This window comes from Umezakia ovalisporum Ak1311, from assembly GCF_029891685.1.
Lineage (GTDB): Bacteria > Cyanobacteriota > Cyanobacteriia > Cyanobacteriales > Nostocaceae > Umezakia > Umezakia ovalisporum.
The window spans coordinates 23,309-49,698 of the sequence record NZ_JANQDJ010000007.1 but is presented as its reverse complement, the minus strand read 5'-3'; the positions used below and the strand labels follow the sequence as shown (position 1 = coordinate 49,698).

Here is a 26,390-nt window from a genome sequence, read left to right as displayed (position 1 = left end):
TTTAAGTGTCTCCTGGTAGTTTTAAGGTGACGATATGTTGACCTGAGTAAATCATGGTCTGGATATCGATGACTGCATCGACAGGTTGAATATCTAGGGCGCGGACATACTTAACTCCTGGTACTTTTTCCAGGACAGCATAAAGGTCAGAATGATGAGGTTTACGGCCAAAACTCCATCCCTTTCCCTGATCTCCCCCTGTGAGGGGATGTAAAAAACTATGTATGCGATCGCTCACAGCTAGTTTTACCGCATCAGCATTTTCTACAGCCACCGGTACAATTTCCGTAATTACTCTGATTTCTTGCCATTTGGGTCCTGAGACCACCAGGGTCATTGTGGGGACAAATCGGGCTTGTAAATAATTCCGCACGCGATTGAGTAATGCTAGTGTGGGGGTGGGTTGGCGTTCTTCACCGTAGGGAACGATAATAGCTAAAACTCGACCAGCGCGAATTTCGTGATTGAAAACCTTGATGTTATTTCCTTGTAAAGCTGGCTTAGATGTACCATCAGGTTCTAGCCAGAGTTCTTCTAGCAAGGGATTATAATCAGGAAACATCATTTCTGGGGTGATAATTTTTACCCTGGCTATATCTATAGATGCTTCATAAACTAGGTCTTCAAAATCCTGGGCGGTGACGGCGCGGTTACGGTGGCGCAGTCGTTTGGGCGATCGCTCTTTGAGTTTGTCTAAGGATTCTTGCTCGTTTCCTCCTGTGGCAGCTTCCCAATTAATTACACTGTCTATATAGGGAATAGTGGTTTTGAGTTCGGCTACGGTTTGGGGGGCGCGATTGCCTTTAATACCGCCTCCAGTACAGTATTTACTTAGCCTGATGTTGTTACGTCCTCGTGGGGGAATCATCCCCCCTTGTCCATCACCAAAATAAATTTCCCCCGTTTGGCGGTCAAGAACATAATGACGGTCTCTAGGTGTAGAACTATAAAAATCTGGTACTTCTTGCCAAGGTATCCACACTTCCACTAACCGCCCGGTTTCATCTATGACAGGTGCAATATTTCCTGATGCCTGTACAATAATTTGGCGTTCTTCATCAGGTGGTATTCTCCCTTCTTGAATTTCTAATTTTTCTCCCCGCAGAATGGGGAAATGGGTAGTGGTAAATACTTGTTTTGGTTCGTTATTACTAGAACCTAAAATCTCATTTTCTAAGGTAATAGTTTGACTTGCCCAAACAGTATTAGTGCGAACAGAACGCAGCCGTGGAGGTACGGTAAAATCAGCAGAAGCGGCCAGTTGTTTAAAAAGGTAGCGCATTAAGCCGTATAACCTTAACTGTTGAAATCCTAATGCCCAATTAAAGATATACATCAAGCTAAAGGGCAGATTTTCCCAATTATTTGGCTGTTTTCGAGCGCGTAACCAATACAGTTGTTTACCAAAGTAAGGTGAGGTAAGAAAGTCTGTAGGTCCGATAAATTGAATTAAACCTTTCTCCACGAAGGCTTGGGTTTCATCCTGGACAATTAATGGTTCCCATCCCTTGGGGCTGGGATATTCCCAAACAATTCTCTGTAAATTAATGTCAGTTGTCCCCTGGTTGGCGTTGGGTAAAACTTCTTCTTGTTTTGGGGGTTCGATTTGCAAGTAAAGTGTGTTGGGACGGCGGGGAAATGGTTGATTAAATCCCAAATACAAAGCAGATTGACGATTAAGTTGGGGTGTTAAGGGATGAAAACAACGGATGACTCTACCAGCACGTTGATGATGATAATTTAGGGGTTTGGTGAAAATAACTAAGTTACCATCGCTATCAATGAGTTCAATTTGCTGTTTTTCTGGGTGATTATCATCAAATTTAAGAAACTCACCGATTTTAAAGGGGCTGACATCATCCAGATGTATGACAGTTTCCCCTGGTTGAGCGGCTTGAGATAATCTGACTAACACAGGGGTGCCTTCACAATAGATAAAATCATTGTAGGCATAATAAAAGGCTGGTTTTTCTAAAGCAACTGTATAAGTAATGTTTACCGATTCCACTACAGGCGGATCAAAGGTATCAGGAGTATTTTCCGCCATAGTAAATTTACTTAAGACTCGACTGCCTGCTGTGTAAGCATTGCGGGTGGTATTCTCTAAAATTAGCTTTCTTTGTGCTTCTACTTTGCCAATAATTTTAATTTCTTCTTGGAGGATTTCACCCCCAGAAGTTTGCAGGCGGATAATATTGTCAATTTCTAATTCATCGACACTATCAACGTATATTTCTGATTGTCCAGAGGTGATATTTTGAGCAACCAGGGTGACATCATTATAGACAACATATTTTCTTTCTCTGCCTTTTCTGCCATAAATACCGTTAGTAATTCTGGCACGAATCCAATAATAATTTTCTTCCTGATTCTCAGTTAATTCTGGTAAATTTTGGGGGAATTGAAAGGTAGATGATGTACTATTTTCTATAAACTTAATGGGTGATGAGTTATTGTACCATCTAAATTGATTTTCATTAGTTGTTGTTTCAATAATTTGCCATTCTTGCCCGTTGCCTATTTCCCAAATAGTTTCTAAATCTTGGGTATAGGTCGGTTGATGACTCAATTTAACATCAATGATGATACCGACTCCGGGTTTAATATATTCATTAGCTAGAGGAATAGAAAAAGTATCGTTACGCAAAGGTGTAGCCCCGAAGGGGTAAAATTCTTTGCTTAAATCGAGGGAAGAGGTGTTAAATAAGCAGAGTTTGGGGGTTTGGGTATGATTAATATTAATACTGAAATTAATTTGAGTGATTTCCGGTAAATTTTGCCGGTTGTGTGGTATCAAAGCGACTTTTAACCATTTGGCTTTTTGCCCGTTGATTTCTACAGGCATTAATTTGGGTAACTGTGTTAGGGTAATAATTAATTGTGTTGCATCTGATTGGGTTTGTACATTGGTTAATGTTTGCCATTGTTTTGCATCCCAATAAAACCATGTATCGAGTAATTTTTGCAGTTTGATGGCACTGTCTGGGCTATCAGTATCTATGGTGATGGTAGCAGTTGTTAATTCTGGAATCTTGAAAATTTCTTCACAATTGATATATAAGTAATGCTCCACTGATTGATGACCAGTGAAGGCTAAAAATGGTTGATTTTGGTGAACGGTAGCAGGGATGGTGTGTTCAGTGCGATCGCTGTAATAATCCCGGTCTTCTATGACAAACATTGCTTGTAATTTCGTACCAGTAACCAACAAATCTTGTTCGGTTTCAAAGATAACTTCTTCTTTCTCGTTTTCTAAAGGCGGTGCTGAAATTTGGGTGTGGGCGGGAACAAGGGCATCTACAGGACTACCACCAGCTAAACTAAAAGTGAGGGGGACTCTAGCCGGTTGGGGTGGAGTTTGTTGAGTCCCAATTAAGTTGAGAAATGCTAGTAAGTTGCGGTCGGGAACGCGATTGAGGCGATCGCTGACTACTGTAGCCATGCGGCTAAAAATCCGCATTAGTGCTAAACCCGCATTTGATTTGTTAAAATCTTTACCTGTATATTTCTTAACCAAGGCTTGGGTTTGTTCAACCAAATCTTCATAGCTGCGTTGGTCAATTTTAGGTGGAGGAATAGACATAATTCGCTACTGTAAATAGAAAGGATAAACTAAATTGAAGGCATTATTAGTGGTGCGAACTTGATAATTAATGGAAATGTGCAGCACATTAGGTTGAGAGGGATGGGAAAGCAAATCAATATTTAAAATATCTATGCGCGGTTCCCACTCCACTAGAGCCGAACGCACATCACTAATGATTTCACCCACTGTACCGGCGCTATTTGGTGCAAAAACGCGATCATGAATTCGACAGCCAAAATCAGGACGCATGACACGTTCACCCCTGGCGGTACTTAAAATAGCCCAAATTGACTGACGTACACAATCTTCGTACTTTGCCATTAGCAGTTTTTCTTTGTCATCAAACTGTACAGGATAAGTCCAACCTACCCCTAAAAAATTAATATCCATTACATCACCTCCAAAGCCCCGTTATTAACCTTGACTCCCGCCGCACAGGTAACTTCTAAGCCTGACTTAGCTGCAAATTCCGCTTTAGATTTAGCTTCAATGCTGCAATTTGAACCCGCTTCTATTTTACATTCTTGTTGAGTCTTAATTTCCAGATTCTTACATTCAATGGCAATATCTTTGTCTGTACTTTTGATAGTAATTTTTCCCTTAGCTTCAATATTGATGTCTTCTTCTATTTGGACACTGAGGGAATTTTTCTCACAATCAATGGTGATTATGTTTTTACCACTTTTATCCTCAATAATAATTTTCTCTTTATCTTCCGTATCATCTAAAACAATTTTATGACCACTGCGGGATTTAATCATGCGTATATTATTTTCCCCATCATCATTCTTTAAAGGGGGTTTATCTTTACCATTCCATAAACTGCCTAAAATATAAGGAAAGGCAATATCACCATGTTCAAAAGCCACTAAAACCTCATCATCAACTTCAGGTAAAAAGTAAAATCCCCTATCTTCTCCCGCCATGGGAGTCATGACCCTAGCCCAAGCGCTTTCATCTTCATCTGATAACCAGGGGAACTTGACCTTAATTCGGCCTACTCCATCGGGGTCTTTAATATTAGTAACTACGCCAATAGTGACACCATAAAAGCGAACATTGGGGTCATGTGGTATTAACAAATCTATTCCCATCATGATGCGGTTCTCCTAGCAGTGAATAAAGTACTATAACCCTGGGATTCCGAGTAATTATGTTCGGTTGATGTCACATAATACATTCCACTAAATCGCTTTCCTACTCCAGTTACTTCGATAACTTTGGCAATTCTCAAAGTAGGAATTCCCGGACAAGTTCCTTCAGCGTTTATGTAGGCGATCGCCATATCTTTAAACTGTCCTAAAGCTATTTGGTCAGCTTCTTCTTTGCTAGCTACTGGTTGAATAACTACAGTAGAAACAGATTTACCAAATGTTTCTACCGTCTTGGGACCAGTAGTTTTACCCCCCATTTTACTTCCTTCTTTACCTGCAGCAGCTTTACCTATGACTTCTTTTTTATCTTCCGGTACCCATCCCTTTACTTCCACCTCTTCCACCTGAGACATGGTACTTAAACGGGGTAAAAATTCCCGTAAATTTTCTTCAAACTTTAAACTTACAACCTTTTGACCATCGTTTTGCGGAGGTTGAAAATATAATGTTTTCTTATCAATAACTACTTCATAGCCAATGCGTTCTGCACGACTTTGGAGAAAATCCCAATCAGTTTGATTATGCTGCAAAACATACTCATGTTTTACATCAGTATCCTTAACTTTTGGTGATAGTCCCCTCGCTCTAGCAATTTGACTAGCAATATCACTATCTTTCATTTTCGCATAGGATTTCGTTTTAGTTCCCCGTAACAAACGGTGACGCAGATCATGTCCCCTTACTACTAAGATCGGCGCAGAACTTTGGAGAAACTCAGGTTCTAATCCCGTAATTTCTCCCACAATTACCGTTTTTAATTGATTCTCATAACCCATTTGAATTTCTACTTCATTACCAATCTCAAATAAATCATCATCAATCCAAGTTAATTTACCCTTCGCTAAATCCCAGCTAGCGAATTCCAAGGTAAACATACTTGGTGCTTCTATATCTTCATATACTTTAGCTGAAATTAAATCAGCACTCGCTTGAGCAGAAAGCTTTTGTCCTTTAATTAAAACTTTAATATTAGGAGAAAGAGTTTTTACACCACTATAATCAGACATAGTTCCCTCCTTTAAGTATAACTTTCAATTCGCAAAGGTGGAATTGTCAAAACTAACCCCGGTGGTATTTTACGGGGATTATCTAGCTGGTTTTCCGCTGCAATTATTCGCCATAAATTAGGATCACCATATTCTTCATGAGCAATACTGCTGAGGGTTTCTCCTCTTTTGACAATACGAACCGGATCATCAATTAAATTCTCTTCCTTTTGTTGGTTTTCTGGTTTTGTCCACTCCCTAAATGTACAATTCAAAGTAGCGCGCACAGGTGTACCATCTTCCAAAAACTGGGTTAGAGTTTTCGTCACACTTTCTAATACGCCATCTGGTAATAAAACGCTATCTTTTCCCCCAATAGTTCCCCAAACTAGCTTACATCGAGGTGGTCTTTTGTCGCTTGTCCCAATTCTGGGACGAGTTAAATTAAAAACTTTTTTGGTATATTGTTGGACATTTTCCGGAGGAGAACCTGTGAGAGTGGTATCAAAGAATAACTCTATGGTTAATGTTGCTAAAGCATTAGAAGGAATTAGACTTTTTTCGCCGATTGTCCAACCAGTTTTATTAATTTGTACTTGGTTAGGATTAAACAAAACTTCGATTTCATCGGCGAAATCTCCCTCACTACTTTTTTCAGCTTTAATTTTTAACTTTTCTAGCGCCATTTCCTTTTCCCTCTCCGTTCGCTTTCTATAACTAATCTGCGCATGATTCTCCGTTCTACTTTTTCTATTAAATCATCAACATTAATGTGAGGTGGTATACTCACTCCTTCCAGTGATGTTTTTTGACTTTGGTTAATTGGAGGAGGATGAGAATTAACAGAAGAATGGGATATATTTATTGTTTGGTTGACCGGAATACTATTGCTGATAGGATTTGGTAACTGATGGGATGATGTGCTACGATCAGCCGTTGACATCAAACCTGTCTGGTGATTTAGTTGTTCAGCATTTAAGTTATTTCCCTTTTGTTTAGCAATAGGATAATTAGACCATATTAATGGTTCTAATTGAGGTAAATAAGGTTCAGAATTAACTTTTACTATCTCAGGCTTTTTAGTTCTGGCATAAACTACTACTGTGTTTCTGTTTTCTAATTTTGGCTTAATTAGCCTGGTTAAATTTGAGCTATTTTTTTCAAAATTAATAACAGATGATAAACTTTCAACAATGGGATAAATATGATTATTTTTTTTTACTAAATCGAGTAAAGGTTCTGTAAGTCTTGGTTGAGGTATTTCATTAACTAGAGGGATATCTTGTAATGATTGATTTGGCAAAGAGTTCTCAGGTTGAACTACTGGTAAGCTGATACTGGGTGATGATGTGGTATCTAACTTGCTTTGAATGGGAATTTGTGGGGAAGAGTTGGGATTAACTAGGTTAACTAAGGGTATGTCTTGTAATGATTGATTTGGCAAAGAGTTCTCAGGTTGAACTACTGGTAAGCTGATACTGTGTGATGATGTGGTATCTAACTTGCTTTGAATGGGAATTTGTGAAGTTGGTGTAGTTCCCCCTAGAAAAGAGTTGGGATTAACTAGGTTAACTAAGGGTGTGTCTTGTAATGATTGATTTGGCAAAGAGTTCTCAGGTTGAACTACTGGTAAGCTGGTACTGGGTGATGATGTGGTATCTAACTTGCTTTGAATGGGAATTTCTGAAACATCGCTATTTTCTTTTATTGGGTTTGATGATATTAATTTCTGAGTTTGATTTAAAAAAAAATCTGTTCTTAGAGATTGAGATTGAGTAGAAATATTTGTGTCTAAATTAGGTAAAGAATTATCTGGTTGTAAAACTAATGGTGTTGATTGCGATCGCTGATTTTCTCCAGCAGTTTCTCTAACTGTCATCGCTTTAGCTTTAACAACTGGAAGTTGCTGGTTAATTTGAATAATATCTGATGATGATAAGCTAGAATTTATAGCTTCTGCGGCTTTATTTTTATGGTATTGATTTTGAATATAAATAATAGGGGTTGGTTCTGATTTTAAATTAATCGTAGTTGACCAGCGCTGCATTTGTTGAGCGAGTAAAGGTAGGCGATGCAAAATATCGGGCGATCGCTCAATAATATTTCTCCCCATGCGAATATTAACAACCCCGGGTTTTGTCAACAGACTATTAAATCTTTTGACAAGTTTAGGATTAAGATGTCTTTGCCATGTTGGTAAATTAGTAGATGTCATTGCAGATTTTTAATTAGTTATATTCTGGCATTCAATGCTGATATTATTACCATTTTTATTAAGCTTTATAAACTCCCCTATGCACTAATTCTAAACGTTCAAAAGCCACTTGCGAGCTATCACTAGCATTCAATTGTGGTCCTTCCCAAGCTACTGGATAAGCTTTTTTAAAGTTCCATGCAATTAATTTTGATTGCTGACCATCTCGCACCATAATTGTACCGTTGATGAGACGAATTTTACCCCTGGTAGCATCTTCATACCACTTCCATAAATCATCTCTTTCCCCCAGTCCCCGCACTAAAACTAGATTGGGATAAGTCATGTATTTGGGGAATTGATGAACACGATGATGAACACCCCCTTCTACATAACTTTCTAATTCCAGTCTGCTGCTTAATCCTGTAACTTCTGAAAAGCCACCTACTGTTAAACCATCAATTTCTACCATAAAATTGAAAGCCATATAGGGGTCATGGGCATTCTTATCAGAATTACTGTTCTTTTTTTTTTGCGATTTTGCCATAAACATCCTCCTATTGAGAAAATCCTGAATGTTTAATTACTATTACCTGACTGCTGATTAATCTGCTGATTAATGCGTGCTACTTGAGCTACCCACTGTTGTCTTTCCCAATGTTCCATATTCATTACTTGGTCATAAGACCAATTAAAGTGATAGGAAAGGTAAGCTACCTCCTCTAGAAGACGTTCTGAGGGGTAGCAAACTACTCCCCCACTGGGGAAGTTTCCACTTCAAACTCACCACCGCAATGGGGACAGGAAACCTGAAAGCGTGTATGACCATTTTGATTAATTCGTTGGTAAAAGTCTTGCAGGTAAACCAAGTCCCCAGAAAATAATTCTTCAATAATTTTGGTATTGAGTTGGTCTAAAGTTCCTAGCTTAGTAATCACTCGCGCTAGCAGAATAATCACCAGATAACCAGGATTTCTCTGTACCCTGGGGTCGCGCAGAGGGGCGATTTCATCAAAAGCTGTTGATAGTCGCATAGTTCCTTCGCGATGAAGGTTTCCTTCTGCATCGATGTAGCCGCGAGGTAGGGTAAAAAGAAATTCAGTCTGGTGCATTTTTCCTCACATTAACCAACGGTGATTCCTTCGTGAACAAATTCTAGTGATTCTATTGCTATTTCGCTAGCAGTAGCATTAAAATCTGGTCCGCTCCAATTAGTCGGCCAACAATTTTCTAGGTTCCATCTAATTGTTTCTTCCCCTAAGTCATTAGCGAGAATAATAGAAACGTTTTTGCGCTCTATTTCTTTACCATCCAATAAATCTTTGTGCCATTTCCACAGTTCATCATTATCAGTAATTCCTCGTTTGAGGCTGATGTTACCAAAGCTATTTAAACCAGGTACTTTTCTTTGTCCCAAACTTTTGTCCGTACCTTCTCGATATTCAATCACCGCTCTAGTGGCATTCAAACCAGCACATTCTCTAAAACCTGCATGGACGATACCATCCCACTCTACCCAGAAATTATAACCATTAAATGGATCATGGGTATCTTTAACATTAGGCATGATAATTGCTCCTCAAATTACTAAGATTCGACAAATTTAACGCCGCTACTACCGTGAACTAAGGAAATCACAATAAATTCACTGGGAGTAGTAGGTGCGAAACCAATTTCGGTAATTATCCTTCCAGTATTACGGATTTCTGGCGGGTTGGTTTGTGCGTCACATTTGACATAAAATGCCTCTTCTGTAGTTTCACCCTGAATTGCTCCTTGTTCCCAAAGAGTTTCTAAGTAAACTGTTAATTCCCGCTCTATCCTTACCCATAAATCTGTATTATTGGGTTCAAATACAGCATCGATTAAATGACGTTCTACCCACCGCAGAATGGTGATTTTTAGGCGGCGAATGTTGATGTATTGCCATTCAGGATTTTGACTTAACGTACGTGAACCCCAAACTCTAATTCCCCGACTTCTAAAACTGCGAATGCAGTTAACTCCGCCTCCTGTTGCTGAATTTAGGATTTGCCAATGTACATCGGAAAATAAAAAACTTAAATCCAAAACTCCTTCTAATAAATAGTTAGCGGGAGCGCGATAAACTCCGACTTGGGAATCATTACGCGCATAAATCCCAGCAATATGACCACAAGGAGGAATGTTACAGGAGGCGTTTTCTAGTTTCAGCCAGGGAGTATAAAGTGCACCATTATCGCCAATTAATCCTTGTTGTTGTGCTTTCAAAACTTTGATATCTTCAGTTTTGGAGATATTGAAGGCATCAAGAATGGCAAAGCGATCGCCCATTGTGTCACAATGCTCTAGTATAGCTCGTTGCATTTCCAGAGCTTCTTCTGGAGAGTTTTGCAGAACATCTGGCCCACATACTAAATCGATAATATCTAGTGGTTCGATGGACTGTAAGCCCCTTTGCAGTTCCGCCAGAGTCTGATTTTTTAAACCCACCACATAACACAGACGACCGCCATTTTCAAAGAACCCCCGTACCGCATGAGCTAAATAACTATTAGGTAATGGTTTACCAAAATACTGCACAAACTGAGTCCACAGTGTGAGCATTTGCGGTACAGGATGATGATTTTCCGGAAAATTATTAACCCCAGCAACCCCCAAGAACACCGGAACACCCGTGAGTAAATCTTCACCTGGTATAGCAGGAATATCCTGTAAATATACACCAGGGGCGGTTAAATTGAGGTGTGTGGATGTCTGCATAGGTTAATTAATTTGGGAATAGGTGAATAAGTTACTTTTTAAGTTATTTTTGCTCTCCCACAAGTTGGCTAATGCGGAAGATAACAAACTCTGCTGGTTCTATGACTGCGACACCAATTTCAGTCACTACTTGACCGAGTTTGCGGGTTTCTACAGGATTATTTTCTGCATCACACTTGACAAAGAATGCTTCTTCGGGTGTTAAGCCAAATAATGCACCTTTGCGCCATTCATTGGTCAGGAATGCGGTAATATTGCGGCGAATTTTTGCCCATAGTTCTGGGGTATTGGGTTCAAATACTACCCATTGGGTTCCTTCATCTATGGATTCACGCAGATAATTAAAGTGACGACGAATATTAATATATTTGAAGTCGGGATTATCTTTTCCTGCTCCTAATGTCCGAGCTCCCCAAATGCGGATGTTGCCGTTAAGATTACGAATGCAATTGATACCATCATTATTTAATGGTGCTTGTTTAGCCTTGCTGATATCCTGCTTTAACCCAACCGCCCCTAAAATGGGTTCGTTAGCAGGTGCTTTGTGAACTCCCCTTTTGTCATCTACGCGAGCATAAATACCAGCAATGTGTCCGCTAGGAGGAGCGAATTTTAGGTCTTTACTTACGGGGTCATAAACTTGAATCCAAGGATAGTATACAGCTGCATAGTCTGAGTTTCCTATTAGTTTGTCACTACCCGGCTTCAGTTGGTCGGAGTCAACGGGAATATCTTCTTCCGTGTCCAGAATAGCAAAGCGATCGCCTAAATTGCGGCAGTGAATATCAATTTTTGCTAAGGCTGTTTTACTGGTAACGCCAGGCGCTGCAACAATGGCAATTTCATCAATGGCTTCAAATTTATCCAAAGCTGCATCTAGGTTTGCTTCTTCTGCTACCCAAGTGACAAAACACCTGGTTCCGCCATTTCTGAAGAAGCCATAAACCGCATGGGCGAGGATACTTTGACCAGAATTAGTGGAAAAATCACCAAAAAATTTCTTAAATTCTGTGAAGTTTGTACACAGTTTGACTTCACTTTCAGCAGTTGGTATGGTTTCTGCTGCAGTATCTCCAGTGGCTGGAGCTAGAGTAATGATACCAATAAAACCAGCCGTACTCGTTCCTACACCGACAATTGGCGCTACCCCTGAAGATACTTCTTCAACATAGACACCGGGGGTCAAATAGGTGGGCATGATATGTTTTCCTTTGTTGATAATTGTGATTATCGGACAAATGCAATTGAGAATTAAGAAAATCTCAATTGACGGTTAATTGGAAATCTAATGATTTCACTTCTCCTGTTTGCAAATAGATTTGTTTTTGTTGTTTGGTATATCCCTTAGCTGAAACTATTACTGTAATGGGAGTATTTCTTGCTTCTATACCAACAAGTCGATAATTCCATTCTCCCTGTGATTGTTTAATGATTTCAGTAGAGCTAAAACCGTGGTCTCTACTCCCTTGAATTTCCACTCTAGCCATGCCAATCGCTTCGTTGTCATCTGCACTGGTGATTGTGCCTAGAAGCGTTGTTGGTTTTAATTTTAACTCTGCTGTATTAATAGTATCAAATACAGCAAAATTTTCATCCTCCTTAATAATATCTTTATTATTTTTGGCAGTAATCTCAACTTGACCTTGACTCTTGGCATAACGCCTGGGAGCATCAAATAAAGATGCTTCTAATTGATAGAATCCTGCTGGTAAACTTCTGAAATAGAACCAACCATCAAATATACTTTTAGTCCTGCCTAGTTGAGATTGTTTATTTTTGGGTTTGCAGGGAAAATAGTCAATAATTTCTTGATATCCTTGAAATTTATCCCGCCCACTCAGGTAATTATTTGCCAACAAAGCCTGAAATAATTGCACTTTATCAGCAGTATTCAAGTAAGGATTTCTCAAGTTTTGTCGAAATTCTTGAATTGCTGTAGGTAGGCTGGCTGGGGATGAATCAAGGTCGGTATTCCCTGAGAAACACTGCATTGAGCCTGGTAATCCTAGGAGTTGAGTTTTGAAGATGACAAAGTTAATAAACTCATCAGGAGCGTCAACAATCTTAACCATAGCCCCGGAAATTCCTTCCCCTGTGATGGCATCCTTAACTTGTCCAGCCATTGCTATTTGATGTTGAAATTGTTGTTGCTTTAGCATTTTTTACATAGTAGTTGCAGAACAATCTAAGCATGATGAATCAGATCCAAGGTATGGCACAATGAGGAATTAGCAGAATTGTTAAATTTAAATTCTGTTATTAAATTCTGTTAATTTCCGTGCGTTTATAAAGTACCAGAGGAAATTCTGTTTCTGGTTCTTCCACAGGTACGGAGATTGTTACTGTGTAATTGAGTGCTGCTTTGGGTTTTCCTCCAATTGCTTGCCAAAATTCCCCTAAACTTTGTAAGTAACTAGAACGTAAACCAACTCCTACGGGTAATGGTTCTTGTCCTTTTAAACTACCTTGTAAAATTGCTGCTGGTAAAGTCCGATAACGCAGCAATAATTTCATTACTTCTCCCAAAATGTGATGTTCTTGTTGGGGGTCATCGGAATTAGCCCAAGCAGTAATCAAATAGGAACAATCTATCCTAGCTGGAGGCCGTTTTTTAACGGCTGTGCCGTTTTGGCGACGTTGCACCGACCATTCACTACTCCGCATTTCCAGATTTTCCCGGACATCATACAGAAACAGGTTAATAGCTGGTTTTTGTTTGATAGAACCTTCAAAGGGCATATCAAAACTAATAGCCACGTTGGTTTCAGTTGACCGTTTTAACTCTGGTAATTCGTGAGTTAGTAATTTTTCTAGGGTGCTATCTAAGTCATCTAGCATGAATAAATTCCTATTTGTTTGACTCTATGCACTTAATTTTTGGCAATAACTTCTAGGGTAAAAGTGTCAATTTCTTGGGGTTTGTGATTGTTTTCCCTGTTAGCAATAGCTAATTCTTCTTCTAATACTTGTATTGCCCCGCTAATGCGGAGTAAAGTTTCCCGCAGGCTAGTTTTTTGTACTTCTAAATTAGCTAGTGCTTTCTGTCCGGCTTCGTATTCTGCTGTTAGTACCTGTAGGCGTTTCTCCAGTTGTTCCTTCATTGGTGTCTCACTTGCTGTTGAAAGTTGTTAATCTTCATCAGAAACCATAGGGAACTTCCAAATCATGAGTACCCATTTCTCGTAACCGCAGAGGTTCATTTTGCTTGCTCAGATCAATTCTGACGCTGAGATATGTCACCGGATAGTTACCATCAGACTTTGGTTTAGGAAGCAACTCAGCGGGGATACGAGCGGCGATATAGCGTTGAGTAACCTTACTGTTCCAATGACGAGCGAAGGGGTTATCATAAGTTGCTAGGAATCTTTCCACAGCAACGTATTCTTCAATTGGCTGCCCTTTGTCGCCAATCCTGGCTATTTTAATGCCTGTGTGTGTACCACCATTCGCGAACTCAGATGTGTTAGGTACTACTACATAAAGTAACTTGTCCTGTCCAGAGGATACAATTGGAACTCTTAAATCCAAATTAGTTTTAGGATTAATGAACCCCAGGAGGTCATAATACCAGCTGTCCCCATTTCCTTTGTCTGCCCATTGAATTCCATTTCCCTCACCACCATTGACGTTCCAGTGGTATCCGACGGCGGATTGAGTAGCGTGAGACCAAGGGTTTTTGCTGAATGCCAATCCAGACAGACAGAATTCACCGCTAGTACCTGATTTGGAAATCAGAGCTAGCTTACCCGATCTCCCTGCGGGAATCGGAAGCCATTGGTGTTTGTCCCAATGACTATCAGAAAGAGAACCATCGGGACAGTAGCAATTATTTTTTCTCAATCCACCCGTCCACCGTCCCAGGTTTTCTTTTTCCCCATCTATAAAGAAGGCCTTGATAACGTTCCATCGCTCACCTAAGACTCGCACCCAAACAGTATTGTATCCTTCGGGAATGGTTACTACTGCGCCATTGTCGTCTTCTTCGTTGTTTCCCCCATACCTAATCAGCTTACGATCATTCCACAAGTTAGTTACATAGCTAGTATCGTCGTAACTAGGTTTACCAAATTTAGTAATAGCACCCTGATCTCTGGCGTCAAAAATATCTTGATAAACTATTGGTTCATTGGGATACATCCGATGTCGCATGGGGTTTGTAGACTCTAGATGTAAGGCGCGGATGACACCGTTAACATCTAGTTTTCTCCCTGGACTGGTTGTACCAATACCCACATTACCTGTATCGCGTTCAATGGTGAGCCGTGTGGCGGTCTGGCCAGCGCGATAGGAGATTAACTTGATCACAGATGAAATATCTTCAGCCCCACCGCCTTCCGTTGACCAACCATACAGCCCATCCGGCTGAGTAGAGAGGGAAATTGCCGGTTTTTCCTCTGTGGGAGCATTTAAAGCCGCCAGTCGCTCTTTAATTTTGGCTTCTATGTGTTTTTTAACGGCTTTTTCTGAAGGTACTACATCCGTGCGATCGCTATCTGTGGCGATGGTTTCCGACACAAAACTAATCAGGGATTCCCCTAATTTTAACGACCCGGATACACTCAAGTTACCTTTAATCGCTAAGGATTCCCCATCACTTCTGAGGTTAATTTCTTCACCTTGGCTACTGGGTAACCTCGCCCCGGAATATTGGCGGACACTGTTATCTACTTGCACTTGTCCGTTTTCTACGACGAGTTTAGCTAACAGCACCGTTTTAGCATCTTTGGTTTCAATCGCTTCTAATGTTAACAGGGGAGTTTCTGCAAAGCGAGTGAAACTATCCGGTATTTCTGGTTGTTGTAATACTTTTGGCTCTTGATGATAGCGCAAACACACCCAACATAGAGAATTGATCTTGATGTTGGTTTTTTCTTCTGCTAATACAATTAGATTACCTTCCCCATCAATGGCTGTACCAGCCTTCACCGTAACTGCTGTTTCCCCGGCCATGGCTTCTACTTCTAGACCTTCCACGATGCCGGCTAAATGCAGCCTACTATTAATATAACGTTGGCGATCGCTGAGATATTTATGCGCCAACTCGAAATCTTCATCTAAGAGATATTGTCCAGGAAAATAATTCGGACGTTGTAACGAAAAATTCGTCCAATCTTGTTGCTGCACCATACGAATTTGGTTCCAAATTTTTGGTAGCTATACTTAAGAATGCAAGAAGTTTAGGGTTAAGAAAACTCCATCATCCAACTTAGTGAGTTCAAATCAGGAAAGTGATTTTCATCAAACAATTTGCTTGATATCTAATTCATCATTCCGACATAAACGCAAGTTTTTGTTATTGATAATTAAGCCAATACTTCGCCATTCAACCATCAGATTGCACGGAATAATCTGGCAGAGTCGCTCACATATTGAGTTTAAATCAATTTTCTTGCGATTGTTTTTGTTCGCTAACTTTAGCAGCAGCGACCAGGACAACCATGTATCAAAGTTGAGCCGTAAAACAGTTATCAGTCTAGATAATTATCAGGGAATTTGTCATCTTTTTGTAATAAAAGTAGACGATGAATGAATTGACGCTCTCTAATGCAGGGTAATATGAATTTTTTTCACCAAAAATTTAATAATGTTACAAAATTTTTCAATGGAGCCTCAGTATCGCCACTAGGCCAACAGCCAAAACTTTCTGTAGGCAAGGTTAAATTATAGGGGAGGGATTTTTATTGGTGCATTTTTTGATACACTCTTTAGCGGAAATCCCGACTTCTTCAAGCAGTGGGGGAACTTTGTAATAAGAAAAAAGCCCGGTTGTTATCACCGAGCTTGTAGTTATCAAAATCTATCACAGGAGGTAAAACAATTTGATTACGAATTCAACAAAACTGATTAGTCAGTAGCTTATGCCAAGTTTACCTTGACTACTGTGTTCTTTGCTTCTTCAGCTTTGGGTAAGGTCAAGTTCAAGATACCGTCTTTGTAATCTGCGGTGACATTGTTATTTTGAATTCTTACAGATAGAGGAATCACCCGTTGGAATTTGCCGTAGTAAAATTCACTTTTGGTAGTACCCTTGTCTTCGTTTTTAGTTTCAGATTTACGCTCACCGCTAATATACACAGCTTTTTCTGTTACTTGTATATCTAGGTCTTTTGCGGACATACCTGGCAATTCTAGCTTCAGATGAAGAGCATCTTCAGTTTCTTCTAACTCAGTCGGGGGAAATTTGATAAAATCTTTGTCAAATAATGTAGATACTACTGTTGTGTCTTCAAGTAAACTATTGATTTGACGTTGTAAAGTGCCAATTTCCATCCAGGGATTCCAACGTAGTAATGTCATAATTATTCCTCCATGAACTAGCTTAGTTTTAGTATTTATTGTTTGCACTGGGTTTTGTGCTGACATCTTTATAATATGTAAGGTTTATCTTTCTGTAAATTCGGTTTTTATCACCAAATAATTGATGATTACCGTTCATAATTTTGGTGGGGTAAATATTACGGTTAATGCTAATTTTTAGGTACGGTAAACCATAATAAATAAATAACAGTTACCGGATTATTTTTCATTATGTTGGTCTATTGATCAGTTTTGAAGATAAGTTCTACACTTTAGTGTTTGACAGCGGAAATTGCAGTATGGCATGAATAACTATACAACCAATGTGATGTAAGGGAGATGTACAAGAACGGGCAAGATACCGCCTGACAAGATTCATAATCTTAAACTCGTGAAGTGCGTAAAGAGTTAATCCTCAGTCCTATCCCCTAAAGCCTCTGAAAAAAATAACTTATTTAACATGGCAAAGCAAACCTACGTAGTAAGTTGCAACGCCACAGATGAATCCGGAGGCAGTTCAGAAGTAATCACTCTTGACTCAAGCTATAATGGAGAAAACTAATTCTTTGGCTTATTACCTTAGTTGCATTACTGATTTAATTTAAAGTGGCTCAGGTCGGATTTGAACCAACGACCCCAGGCTTATGAGTCCCGTGCTCTAACCAACTGAGCTACTGAGCCATATTTTTTCATACTTTGCTACTATAGCATATACATTTGGTTATGACTAGTATCTTGAGAGTTTAATTTTTCTGCATTTGAGCTTACGACGGTTTATGGATTAAGTCCTGACCCAGGGAAAATCAAGGGTGGTGTGTTGCGCCATGGGACAACACACCCTACAAAAAAGAAAACAAAACTCTTACTTCTTTGTGGGGGGATACTGCTTTAATACCTGCTGCAAATATTGTCCAGTGTGGGAACCGGGATGATTAGCAATTGCTTCTGGAGTACCCACAGCAATGATTTCTCCTCCTTTATCTCCTCCTTCTGGACCCAAGTCAATTACCCAATCAGCGCAACGAATGACATCTAAATTGTGTTCAATGACTAAAATTGAATTACCTTTATCCACCAATCTTTGCAATACATCCAATAACTTATGGACATCATAAAAAGACAACCCTGTAGTTGGTTCATCAATTAAATAAAGGGTCTTACCCGTAGCACGTCGAGATAGTTCCGTTGCTAATTTTACCCGTTGCGCTTCGCCGCCAGATAAAGTGGTTGCAGGTTGTCCCACTTTGATGTAGCCCAAACCGACATCATATAAAGTTTGCAAACGGTTCACAGCTTTGGGAATGTTTTGGAAAAATTGTAAACTTTCCTCAACGGTCATATTCAGTACGTCTGCAATAGATTTATCTTTGTATTTTACTTGCAAAGTTTCGCGGTTATATCTTGCACCTTTGCACACTTCGCATTGCACATAAACATCCGGGAGAAAGTTCATTTCAATGACATTGACACCTTGACCGCTACAAGCTTCGCAACGTCCACCTTTAACATTGAAGGAAAATTGTCCGGGCTTATATCCCCTTGCTTTAGCTTCTACTGTTTGGGAAAATACATCTCGAATGGCATCAAAAATGCCTGTATAAGTTGCAGGATTAGAACGTGGTGTACGTCCGATGGGAGATTGGTCGATGACAATGACTTTATCAATTGCATTTAAGCCCTTAATTTCGTCCATGTGTGTTGGTAAAGGAACTTTCTTGGTTAAATGATGTTGTAATCCCGGATAAAGTAATTCGTTAATTAAGGTAGATTTACCAGAACCGGAAACACCGGTAACAGCGACGAGTTTACCTAAAGGTATTTCTACATCGATATTTCTTAGGTTGTGGCGATGAGCATTTTTGATGATTAAACTGCGCCCATTTCCTACTCGGCGTTGGTGTGGCGTGGTAATTACTCGTCTTCCCGATAAATAAGCCCCAGTCAAGGAATCTTCTGCTCCTAGTAAAGTTTCTAAATTTCCTTGACAAACAATATGTCCGCCGTGAATTCCAGCACCAGGTCCAATATCAATGATATGGTCCGCTGCACGGATGGTTTCTTCGTCATGCTCAACTACAATTAGAGTATTACCTAAATCCCGTAATTTAGTTAAAGTTTTCAGCAACCGTTCATTATCTCGTTGATGTAAACCAATACTTGGTTCATCTAAAACATAAAGTACCCCAGTTAAACCAGAACCAATTTGTGTTGCTAAACGAATACGTTGGGCTTCACCACCAGAAAGAGTCATGGCGGGACGGTCAAGGGTAAGATAATCTAAGCCCACATCTAACAAAAATTGCAATCTGGCTTTGATTTCTCTTAAGACTAAATCTGCAATTTGCATTTGCCGATGGCTCAATTCTAATTGCTCAATTCTTTGCCCACAATCCCGGATGGAAACTCCAGTTAAATCTAAAATTCCATATTGTCCCAAGCGTACTGCTAAAGCTTCTGGTTTTAAACGTTTTCCTCCACAAACTTCACAAGGTTGGTCAACTAAATATTGTTCTAACTTTTGCTTAATTAACTCGGAACCACCTTCATATTGACGCTGTAAAATCGGAATTACACCTTTAAAATTTTTTGTTCTCCTGTGTTGTGTGCTGGATTCTTCTTTTTCTCCGTACAGCACTGCTTGCTGCTGTGTTACCGTTAGCTCCTTCCACTTGGCTTGTAACTCAAACTCAATAGTCTGTCCCAAACCATAAAGTAATTCCAGATAATAAGAATTATCTTTTTCTGACCAAGGGGCGATGGCTGCGTAAATTGGTGCTTCTGGGTCAGGTACAATTAAATCAGGTGTAAATGTTTTTAAAGTCCCGATGCCATGACAATGGGGACAAGCGCCATAAGGTGAGTTAAATGAGAACAACCGTGGCGATAATTCTTCCATCACCGCCCCGTGGACTGGACAAGCAAAGTTTTCTGAAAATACTAATTCTTCTTCTTTCTCTTGGCCGCTATCAGAGGAGCAACTGACAATAATGTTCGCAATACCACCAGACTGTTTAAGACAGGTAGAGAGAGAATCTACTAAACGCTCTTGAATACCTGGCTTTTTCACTAAGCGGTCGATGACAACTTCTATGGTGTGTGTGGCATTTTTATCTAATTCAATGGAGTCAGATAGTTCGCAGACTTCTCCATTGATGCGTACACGCACGAAGCCTTGAGAAGCAAGACCTGATAACAATTTGCGGTGAGTACCTTTTTTACCCCGAACAACAGGTGCAAGAATTTGGAACCGAGTGCGGTCTGGTAAATCCAAAATGCTATCGCACATTTCATCAATGGTCTGGGGTGCAATGCAGCGATGGCATATGGGACAATGGGGTTCCCCAGCGCGACCAAACAAGAGCCGCAAATAATCGTAAATTTCCGTCACCGTCCCCACTGTGGAACGGGGGTTGTGGGAGGTTGACTTTTGATCAATGGAAATTGCGGGACTTAAGCCTTCAATGGCTTCTACATCTGGTTTATCTAACTGACCTAAAAATTGCCGGGCGTAGGCGCTGAGGGACTCGACATAACGCCGTTGACCTTCTGCAAAAATAGTATCAAAAGCCAAAGAAGACTTCCCCGAACCAGAAACACCAGTAAATACAATCAGGCGATCGCGCGGTAATTCCAAGTCAATATTTTTCAGATTATGTTGCCTAGCACCCCTAATCCGAATGGTATTCTGGTTGTTGCAGTCATTGAATGATGGGGGGAGCTTGTGTTGTGACATATCGGCTTGGTGATAGCTAAGAAGCGGTATGTAATAGTCCTTAATAATACTATCTTTATCTTACTTGTTATACTACAACAGTACTATTTCCGGTATTGATTACGGCAATAAGAGCAGTTAGCTCACAGGGTGTGATGGCTGTAAATCAATATAATTAGCTCTTTTATCTGTGAACGGACTAAATTTCCCTAACTTGCCCATTGAATTGGGTCAGTTTTAACAATTGCTAGCTGTAATTAGATAACTATATAAAAAGCTTTATATAAATCAATTAAAAAGCTGAGAATTTTGAAACATATTTTTTTCCCTCATAGATTATTAATCAAGTTAAAAAAATAAAATATAGAATAGGACTCCACTTTGAGTTAATTTCCCGCCCTATATTTTTTGCAAAAAAATATTAAATTAAACTTAAATAAACCTGAAAATTTTTGTAATAGGATATTACCTTTGTTAAGGTTTCATGGAAACATCACAGTAGTTACTCAGTTACTTATTTACAAGTATTGAGAACTATGAATAATTGTGTCTAATCTTTCAGTAGCAAGGTGAAAAATTTGTCTTGAGTAAGATGGCTTATTTAGGAAAAACAACTAAACTTGCATACTGGCGCATTTATCAAAATAATGGAGTTCAATATGACTTTAGTAAGTCCGGCACAAGCAAAACCTTTAACAGAAGAAGAACTACATAAAATAGACGCTTACTGGCGTGCAGCTAACTATCTTTCAGTTGGGCAAATATATCTATTCGACAATCCACTATTACGAGAACCTTTAAGGGCAGAACACGTTAAACCCAGACTATTGGGACACTGGGGAACAACACCAGGGTTGAACTTGATTTATGTTCACCTCAACCGAGTGATTAAAAAGTACGACCTCAACACAATTTACATTGCAGGCCCAGGTCATGGTGGTCCTGGACTGGTAGCTAACACTTATCTCGAAGGCACTTACAGCGAATACTATCCTAACATTTCTCAAGATGTTGAGGGAATGAAGAAACTCTTTAAACAGTTTTCTTTCCCCGGAGGTATTCCCAGCCACGTTGCGCCAGAAACTCCTGGCTCAATTCATGAAGGTGGAGAATTAGGTTATGCTCTTGTCCATGCCTATGGTGCTGCTTTTGACAACCCTAATTTAATTGTGGCTGCTGTGGTGGGTGATGGCGAAGCAGAAACAGGAGCTTTAGCCACGAGTTGGCATTCTAACAAATTTCTCAATCCGGTTCATGATGGTGCAGTCCTACCTATTCTCCACCTTAACGGCTATAAAATTGCCAACCCCACGGTACTCGCCAGATTGAGTTATGAAGAACTGGAGCATTTATTTGTAGGTTATGGTTATAAACCATACTTTGTGATTGGTAGCGATCCCGCAGATGTTCACCAGCAACTGGCGGGGATTTTAGATAGTGCCATTGCGGAAATTCAAAGTATCCAAAGAGAAGCCCGTGTACATGGTTTCACTAAGCGTCCCCAATGGCCAATGATTATTCTCAAAACCCCCAAAGGTTGGACAGGTCCAAAAAATGTAGATGGTAAAAAAACTGAAGATTTCTGGCGATCGCATCAAGTACCCTTTGCTGAAGTAACTAGCAACCCAGAACACCTCAAGTTACTGGAAGAGTGGATGAAGAGTTATAAACCAGAAGAACTCTTTGATGCTAACGGTAAATTAATTCCTGAACTAGCAGAACTAGCGCCGAAAGGAAATCGACGCATGGGGGACAATCCCCACACCAACGGAGGTATTCTGCTGCGGGATTTGAAAATGCCGTACTTCCCAGACTATGCTGTTGACGTTACCCACCCAGCCACCACTTATGCCCAAGCTACCAAAGCCATGGGAGAGTTCTTGCGGGATGTGATGACAATGAATGCAGAAAGCAATAATTTTCGCATCTTTGGCCCTGATGAAACAGCATCCAATCGCCTCGGCGCTGTACTGGAAGTGACAGACCGGACTTGGGTAGCTGAGGTCCTCCCAGAAGACGAAAACCTCTCCCCCAACGGTCGGGTAATGGAAGTTCTAAGTGAAACCAATTGCCAAGGCTGGTTAGAAGGCTATTTACTCACAGGTCGCCACGGGTTTTTCTCCTGCTATGAAGCATTTATCCACATCATTGATTCCATGTTCAACCAACATGCTAAATGGTTGAAAACTACCCGTCACATTCCTTGGCGGCGACCCATTGCTTCTCTTAACTATTTACTAACTTCTCACGTTTGGCGACAAGACCACAACGGTTTTTCTCACCAAGACCCTGGTTTCATCGACCATGTAATCAACAAAAAAGCCGAGATTATTCGGGTTTATCTTCCCCCTGATGCTAATTGCTTGCTCTCAGTTACAGACCATTGCTTGAGAAGTCGCCACTATGTAAATGTAATTGTTGCGGGTAAGCAGCCATCATTGCAATATTTAGATATGGATGCTGCTATTAAGCACTGCACTAAAGGTCTGAGTATTTGGGAATGGGCGAGTAATGATAAGGGTAGCGAGCCAGATGTGGTCATGGCTTGTGCTGGGGATGTTCCCACCTTGGAAACCTTAGCAGCTGTAGATATTCTGCGTCAGCATTTCCCAGAATTAAAAGTGCGAGTGGTTAATGTGGTGAATTTAATGAAACTACAGCCACAAACCGAGCATCCCCACGGTTTAAGGGGTAAAGAGTTTGATACAATTTTCACCACTGATAAACCCATTATCTTTGCTTTTCATGGTTATCCTTGGTTAATTCATCGTCTGACTTATCGCCACACCAACCACAAAAACTTGCACGTGCGCGGTTACAAAGAAGAAGGAACTACTACTACCCCTTTTGACATGGTTGTGCTCAACGATTTGGATCGTTTTCACTTAGTGATGGACGTAATTGAGCGTGTGCCACAATTAGGTGCTAAAGCCGCTTATGTAAAGCAAATGTTAGAAGATAAGCTGATTGAACACAAGTATTACATTCAGCAATACGGTGAAGATATGCCGGAAATTCGCAATTGGAAGTGGCCTTATTAGGGTTAGCTGAAGATACTAAGACCCCAGTTTCAACTTCCACTGGAGAGACTGGGGTAGTTCATTACCCCAGAGCACTTGATAGCCATATACTAATTTCCGTTTTTTTGGCGGGGAATGGGAGGTATGTAACCCTAACCTTTGGAAACTATTGCTGTATTTAGTTTTCAAGGTGCAGTTGTGCTATACTACGTAAAATTAAAAGTATGAATTGTTTCCCATAGTAACTTTGGCAAGCTGATTCCGTAACGTCTCTACGAAGAGTTCATTGGGAAGGGTTGTTTTTGTGATTTTGAGTTTTTAGGAGAACACTGTCCTACCTCTGTTCTGTCTGTTACCAGAGAGAATGTAAAAGATATATTAGATATATTAAATCCCCCATTAGTTATATTTTCACCAAATTTATGGATGAAAGGCCTACCAAACAAGCCTCTATGAGTCAAGGTGTGGGATAACCTTGGCAAACCAATAACAGTCAATTGACCACAAAAATATAAAAAGAATTATTATGGTAATGATTATCGGGACTTTCAGAAAAAGGTATTTAAACTATGTTGGCTGAAGAAATAGCGAATACAGTGCCTGTAACTGTACTGACAGGATACCTGGGTTCAGGGAAAACCACTCTACTGAACAACATCCTCACCTACGAACATGGTAAAAAAGTAGCTGTAATTGTTAATGAATTTGGTGAGGTGGGTATTGATAATCAATTGGTTATTGATGCAGATGAAGAAATTTTTGAGATGAATAATGGCTGTATTTGTTGTACAGTCCGTGGTGACTTAATTCGCATTATTGGTAATTTGATGAAGCGGCGAGATAAGTTTGACCACTTAGTAATTGAAACCACTGGTTTGGCTGACCCAGCTCCAGTAATTCAAACATTTTTTGTGGATGAAGATATGCAAAATTTACTGTCTTTAGATGCGGTAGTAACTGTTGTAGATGCCAAGCATATCTGGCAACATTGGGATGCAGACGAAGCACAAGAACAAATTGCTTTTGCTGATGTCATTCTGCTAAATAAAACTGATTTGGTAACACTAGAAAATTTAGATGAGTTAGAAAAGCGGATTCGCAGCATGAATGCTATAGCTAAAATCTACAGAACCCAAAATTCGCAATTAGAAATGAGTGCCCTGTTAGGTGTGCAGGCTTTTGACTTATCCCGCGCCTTGGAAATTGATCCGGATTTCTTGGGTGAAGATGCTCACGAACATGATGAAACAGTTTACTCTGTAGCTTTGGTGGAAAGTGGCGAACTAGATGGGCAAAAACTAAACTCTTGGCTGTCAGAATTATTGCGTACCCAAGGGACAGATATCTTCCGCATGAAAGGTATTTTAAATATTGCTGGAGAAAATAATAGATATGTGTTTCAAGGTGTACACATGATCTTAGATGGTAGACCCGATCGCCCTTGGAAACCAAATGAAACTCGTAAAAATGAACTTGTGTTTATTGGTCGCAATCTGAACGAAGTTCAATTGAAGCAAGATTTTCTTGCTTGTTTCCTATAAGTCAGGTACAGAGATTTTCCCATTTCGCCATTTGCTCTTGAGTTATGAATCCCACAGCCAGCAAATCTAAGGAATTTAAAGAACATTATTCAGCGACGCTTTCAGATTATGTCAGTGCCATCGCTTGGTCACCTCATGGTAAAACTTTAGCGGCCACCTCTGCGGCTGGTGAAGTTGTAAGATGGCATGATGGCAACCCCACGACCTTACAAACTGGTGATGGTACATCAGTGGACTGCGTAGCTTTTTCCCCAGATGGCAAGTTTTTAGCCGTTGGTGGACAAAATGGACAAGTAAAAATTTGGCAGGATGAACAATTAATTGCCACACTAGAAAATGCTCCCGCATGGGTAGATCAGCTAGGGTGGAGTCCCATTGGTAATCAACTAGCTTTTAGTTTGGGACGTTACGTCCAAGTATGGGATGCTGATAGTAGGGAAGTTGTTGTTACTCTCAATTTTGATAACTCTTCCGTGTTGGGAATTGATTGGCGTAACGACGGAGAATATCTGGCTATTGGTGGCTATAAGGGAGTTAAGGTTTGGCACAGCCAAAACTGGGATGAAGAACCATATATTTTAGATATGCCTACTGTCAGTACAGTCATGGCTTGGTCCCCTGATGGCAAATTTCTAGCTTCTGGCAATATGGATCGCAGTATCACAGTTTTAGAATGGAATAACCCTGATCCTTGGATCATGCGTGGCTTCCCTGGTAAGGTTCGTCAATTAGCATGGTCAGAAGCTACCACTAAACTAGGTGCCCCGATTTTAGCATCCTCCAGCGTTGAAGGTGTCGTAGTTTGGGAAAAGCTCAAGGATGAATCTTTGGGTTGGGAAGCGCGAATTTTAACTAATCATGTGGACATTATCACAGCGATCGCCTTTGCCCCTCAAAGCTTCCTGCTCGCTTCCGCCGCTAGTGATGGTTGGTTGTGTTTGTGGAACAAAGCTAAACAAGTTTCCCAAGTACTGACCGGTGTTTCCGGGGGGTTTTCTAGCCTAGCTTGGCATCCTGAAGGTAAATTTCTCGCCGCAGGGGGTGACAAAGGGGAATTACTTGTTTGGTCTAAGCTGGCCAGAGGTCAAGGATTCGGACGTAGTTGATAATACATAATCATGCAGGTTGAAGGCGCTGAATTTATTGGCTATGCTGTAT

Annotated in this window: 20 protein-coding genes, 1 tRNA gene and 1 pseudogene; 3 read left to right on the top strand and 19 right to left on the bottom strand. The window is 40.2% G+C overall.

Translation table 11 applies throughout. The features are described from left to right. Window position 1: 1 nt before the first annotated feature. From NWP25_RS01030 to uvrA, 19 genes and pseudogenes are all read right to left on the bottom strand, one after another. Complete coding sequence (locus NWP25_RS01030) at window positions 2-3,583, bottom strand: baseplate J/gp47 family protein (RefSeq protein ID WP_280698703.1); 3,582 nt, start codon at window positions 3,581-3,583, stop codon at window positions 2-4. A gap of 6 nt (window positions 3,584-3,589) precedes the next feature. Then, window positions 3,590-3,976, bottom strand: a complete 387-nt coding sequence (locus tag NWP25_RS01025) for a GPW/gp25 family protein (protein ID WP_280652591.1) — start codon at window positions 3,974-3,976, stop codon at window positions 3,590-3,592. Beyond that, window positions 3,976-4,683, bottom strand: a complete 708-nt coding sequence (locus NWP25_RS01020; protein WP_280652590.1) for a phage baseplate assembly protein V — start codon at window positions 4,681-4,683, stop codon at window positions 3,976-3,978. The genes NWP25_RS01025 and NWP25_RS01020 overlap by 1 nt, the downstream gene beginning before the upstream one ends. Continuing rightward, window positions 4,680-5,747, bottom strand: a complete 1,068-nt coding sequence (locus NWP25_RS01015; RefSeq protein ID WP_280652589.1) for a phage late control D family protein — start codon at window positions 5,745-5,747, stop codon at window positions 4,680-4,682. Before NWP25_RS01015 ends, NWP25_RS01020 begins: the two co-directional genes overlap by 4 nt. 11 nt (window positions 5,748-5,758) lie before the next feature. Continuing rightward, a complete protein-coding gene (locus NWP25_RS01010) occupies window positions 5,759-6,412 on the bottom strand; it encodes a CIS tube protein (protein ID WP_280698701.1) in 654 nt (217 codons plus the stop codon). Then, window positions 6,403-7,941 (bottom strand): hypothetical protein, encoded by a 1,539-nt coding sequence (locus NWP25_RS01005; RefSeq protein ID WP_280698699.1) that lies wholly within the window; start codon window positions 7,939-7,941, stop codon window positions 6,403-6,405. The genes NWP25_RS01010 and NWP25_RS01005 overlap by 10 nt, the downstream gene beginning before the upstream one ends. 58 nt (window positions 7,942-7,999) lie before the next feature. Next, the gene (locus tag NWP25_RS01000) at window positions 8,000-8,467 is read right to left on the bottom strand and encodes a phage tail protein (protein ID WP_280650063.1); all 468 of its coding nucleotides are present in this window, start codon (window positions 8,465-8,467) and stop codon (window positions 8,000-8,002) included. Window positions 8,468-8,499: 32 nt separating this feature from the next. After that, window positions 8,500-8,652 (bottom strand): annotated as a pseudogene (locus tag NWP25_RS18485) (DUF6760 family protein); the annotation flags it as partial. 17 nt (window positions 8,653-8,669) lie between these two features. Then, window positions 8,670-9,032, bottom strand: coding sequence for a phage tail assembly protein (locus NWP25_RS00995; protein WP_271733759.1), 363 nt, complete (start codon window positions 9,030-9,032; stop codon window positions 8,670-8,672). Between the two features lie 11 nt (window positions 9,033-9,043). Continuing rightward, window positions 9,044-9,487, bottom strand: coding sequence for a phage tail protein (locus tag NWP25_RS00990; protein WP_280650064.1), 444 nt, complete (start codon window positions 9,485-9,487; stop codon window positions 9,044-9,046). A 20-nt stretch (window positions 9,488-9,507) separates the two neighbouring features. Further along, window positions 9,508-10,662, bottom strand: a complete 1,155-nt coding sequence (locus tag NWP25_RS00985; protein ID WP_280650065.1) for a phage tail sheath family protein — start codon at window positions 10,660-10,662, stop codon at window positions 9,508-9,510. A gap of 43 nt (window positions 10,663-10,705) precedes the next feature. Further along, window positions 10,706-11,860, bottom strand: coding sequence for a phage tail sheath family protein (locus tag NWP25_RS00980; protein WP_280650066.1), 1,155 nt, complete (start codon window positions 11,858-11,860; stop codon window positions 10,706-10,708). Window positions 11,861-11,924: 64 nt separating this feature from the next. Further along, complete coding sequence (locus NWP25_RS00975) at window positions 11,925-12,821, bottom strand: peptidase associated/transthyretin-like domain-containing protein (RefSeq protein ID WP_280698697.1); 897 nt, start codon at window positions 12,819-12,821, stop codon at window positions 11,925-11,927. Between the two features lie 100 nt (window positions 12,822-12,921). Beyond that, window positions 12,922-13,500 (bottom strand): DUF4255 domain-containing protein, encoded by a 579-nt coding sequence (locus tag NWP25_RS00970; protein ID WP_280650068.1) that lies wholly within the window; start codon window positions 13,498-13,500, stop codon window positions 12,922-12,924. Between the two features lie 32 nt (window positions 13,501-13,532). Beyond that, window positions 13,533-13,763 (bottom strand): hypothetical protein, encoded by a 231-nt coding sequence (locus NWP25_RS00965; protein ID WP_280650069.1) that lies wholly within the window; start codon window positions 13,761-13,763, stop codon window positions 13,533-13,535. A 37-nt stretch (window positions 13,764-13,800) separates the two neighbouring features. Further along, window positions 13,801-15,789 (bottom strand): hypothetical protein, encoded by a 1,989-nt coding sequence (locus NWP25_RS00960; protein WP_280698696.1) that lies wholly within the window; start codon window positions 15,787-15,789, stop codon window positions 13,801-13,803. A 729-nt stretch (window positions 15,790-16,518) separates the two neighbouring features. Then, window positions 16,519-16,959: an Hsp20/alpha crystallin family protein gene (locus NWP25_RS00955; protein ID WP_280650027.1), complete on the bottom strand. Its 441-nt coding sequence runs from the start codon at window positions 16,957-16,959 to the stop codon at window positions 16,519-16,521. Window positions 16,960-17,566: 607 nt separating this feature from the next. Then, a tRNA-Met gene (locus NWP25_RS00950) sits at window positions 17,567-17,640 on the bottom strand. Window positions 17,641-17,821: 181 nt separating this feature from the next. Further along, window positions 17,822-20,692, bottom strand: a complete 2,871-nt coding sequence (uvrA, locus tag NWP25_RS00945; RefSeq protein WP_280650028.1) for an excinuclease ABC subunit UvrA — start codon at window positions 20,690-20,692, stop codon at window positions 17,822-17,824. A 638-nt stretch (window positions 20,693-21,330) separates the two neighbouring features. On the opposite strand from uvrA, the gene NWP25_RS00940 reads away from it, so the two are divergent. The 3 genes from NWP25_RS00940 (at window position 21,331) to NWP25_RS00930 (ending at window position 26,338) form a co-directional block, all read left to right on the top strand. Further along, window positions 21,331-23,712 (top strand): phosphoketolase family protein, encoded by a 2,382-nt coding sequence (locus NWP25_RS00940; RefSeq protein ID WP_280698695.1) that lies wholly within the window; start codon window positions 21,331-21,333, stop codon window positions 23,710-23,712. Between the two features lie 548 nt (window positions 23,713-24,260). Beyond that, on the top strand, window positions 24,261-25,232 hold the full coding sequence (locus NWP25_RS00935) for a CobW family GTP-binding protein (RefSeq protein WP_280698690.1): 972 nt from the start codon (window positions 24,261-24,263) through the stop codon (window positions 25,230-25,232). A gap of 44 nt (window positions 25,233-25,276) precedes the next feature. After that, window positions 25,277-26,338, top strand: coding sequence for a WD40 repeat domain-containing protein (locus NWP25_RS00930; RefSeq protein ID WP_280650031.1), 1,062 nt, complete (start codon window positions 25,277-25,279; stop codon window positions 26,336-26,338). The last annotated feature ends 52 nt before the right edge of the window (window positions 26,339-26,390 follow it).

Excerpts from the sequence above, each read along its gene's own strand:
- NWP25_RS01030 (WP_280698703.1), bottom strand. The coding sequence starts at position 3,583 with ATGTCTATTCCTCCACCTAAAATTGACCAACGCAGCTATGAAGATTTG.
- NWP25_RS01025 (WP_280652591.1), bottom strand. The coding sequence starts at position 3,976 with ATGGATATTAATTTTTTAGGGGTAGGTTGGACTTATCCTGTACAGTTT.
- NWP25_RS01020 (WP_280652590.1), bottom strand. The coding sequence starts at position 4,683 with ATGATGGGAATAGATTTGTTAATACCACATGACCCCAATGTTCGCTTT.
- NWP25_RS01015 (WP_280652589.1), bottom strand. The coding sequence starts at position 5,747 with ATGTCTGATTATAGTGGTGTAAAAACTCTTTCTCCTAATATTAAAGTT.
- NWP25_RS01010 (WP_280698701.1), bottom strand. The coding sequence starts at position 6,412 with ATGGCGCTAGAAAAGTTAAAAATTAAAGCTGAAAAAAGTAGTGAGGGA.
- NWP25_RS01005 (WP_280698699.1), bottom strand. The coding sequence starts at position 7,941 with ATGACATCTACTAATTTACCAACATGGCAAAGACATCTTAATCCTAAA.
- NWP25_RS01000 (WP_280650063.1), bottom strand. The coding sequence starts at position 8,467 with ATGGCAAAATCGCAAAAAAAAAAGAACAGTAATTCTGATAAGAATGCC.
- NWP25_RS00995 (WP_271733759.1), bottom strand. The coding sequence starts at position 9,032 with ATGCACCAGACTGAATTTCTTTTTACCCTACCTCGCGGCTACATCGAT.
- NWP25_RS00990 (WP_280650064.1), bottom strand. The coding sequence starts at position 9,487 with ATGCCTAATGTTAAAGATACCCATGATCCATTTAATGGTTATAATTTC.
- NWP25_RS00985 (WP_280650065.1), bottom strand. The coding sequence starts at position 10,662 with ATGCAGACATCCACACACCTCAATTTAACCGCCCCTGGTGTATATTTA.
- NWP25_RS00980 (WP_280650066.1), bottom strand. The coding sequence starts at position 11,860 with ATGCCCACCTATTTGACCCCCGGTGTCTATGTTGAAGAAGTATCTTCA.
- NWP25_RS00975 (WP_280698697.1), bottom strand. The coding sequence starts at position 12,821 with ATGCTAAAGCAACAACAATTTCAACATCAAATAGCAATGGCTGGACAA.
- NWP25_RS00970 (WP_280650068.1), bottom strand. The coding sequence starts at position 13,500 with ATGCTAGATGACTTAGATAGCACCCTAGAAAAATTACTAACTCACGAA.
- NWP25_RS00965 (WP_280650069.1), bottom strand. The coding sequence starts at position 13,763 with ATGAAGGAACAACTGGAGAAACGCCTACAGGTACTAACAGCAGAATAC.
- NWP25_RS00960 (WP_280698696.1), bottom strand. The coding sequence starts at position 15,789 with ATGGTGCAGCAACAAGATTGGACGAATTTTTCGTTACAACGTCCGAAT.
- NWP25_RS00955 (WP_280650027.1), bottom strand. The coding sequence starts at position 16,959 with ATGACATTACTACGTTGGAATCCCTGGATGGAAATTGGCACTTTACAA.
- uvrA (WP_280650028.1), bottom strand. The coding sequence starts at position 20,692 with ATGTCACAACACAAGCTCCCCCCATCATTCAATGACTGCAACAACCAG.
- NWP25_RS00940 (WP_280698695.1), top strand. The coding sequence starts at position 21,331 with ATGACTTTAGTAAGTCCGGCACAAGCAAAACCTTTAACAGAAGAAGAA.
- NWP25_RS00935 (WP_280698690.1), top strand. The coding sequence starts at position 24,261 with ATGTTGGCTGAAGAAATAGCGAATACAGTGCCTGTAACTGTACTGACA.
- NWP25_RS00930 (WP_280650031.1), top strand. The coding sequence starts at position 25,277 with ATGAATCCCACAGCCAGCAAATCTAAGGAATTTAAAGAACATTATTCA.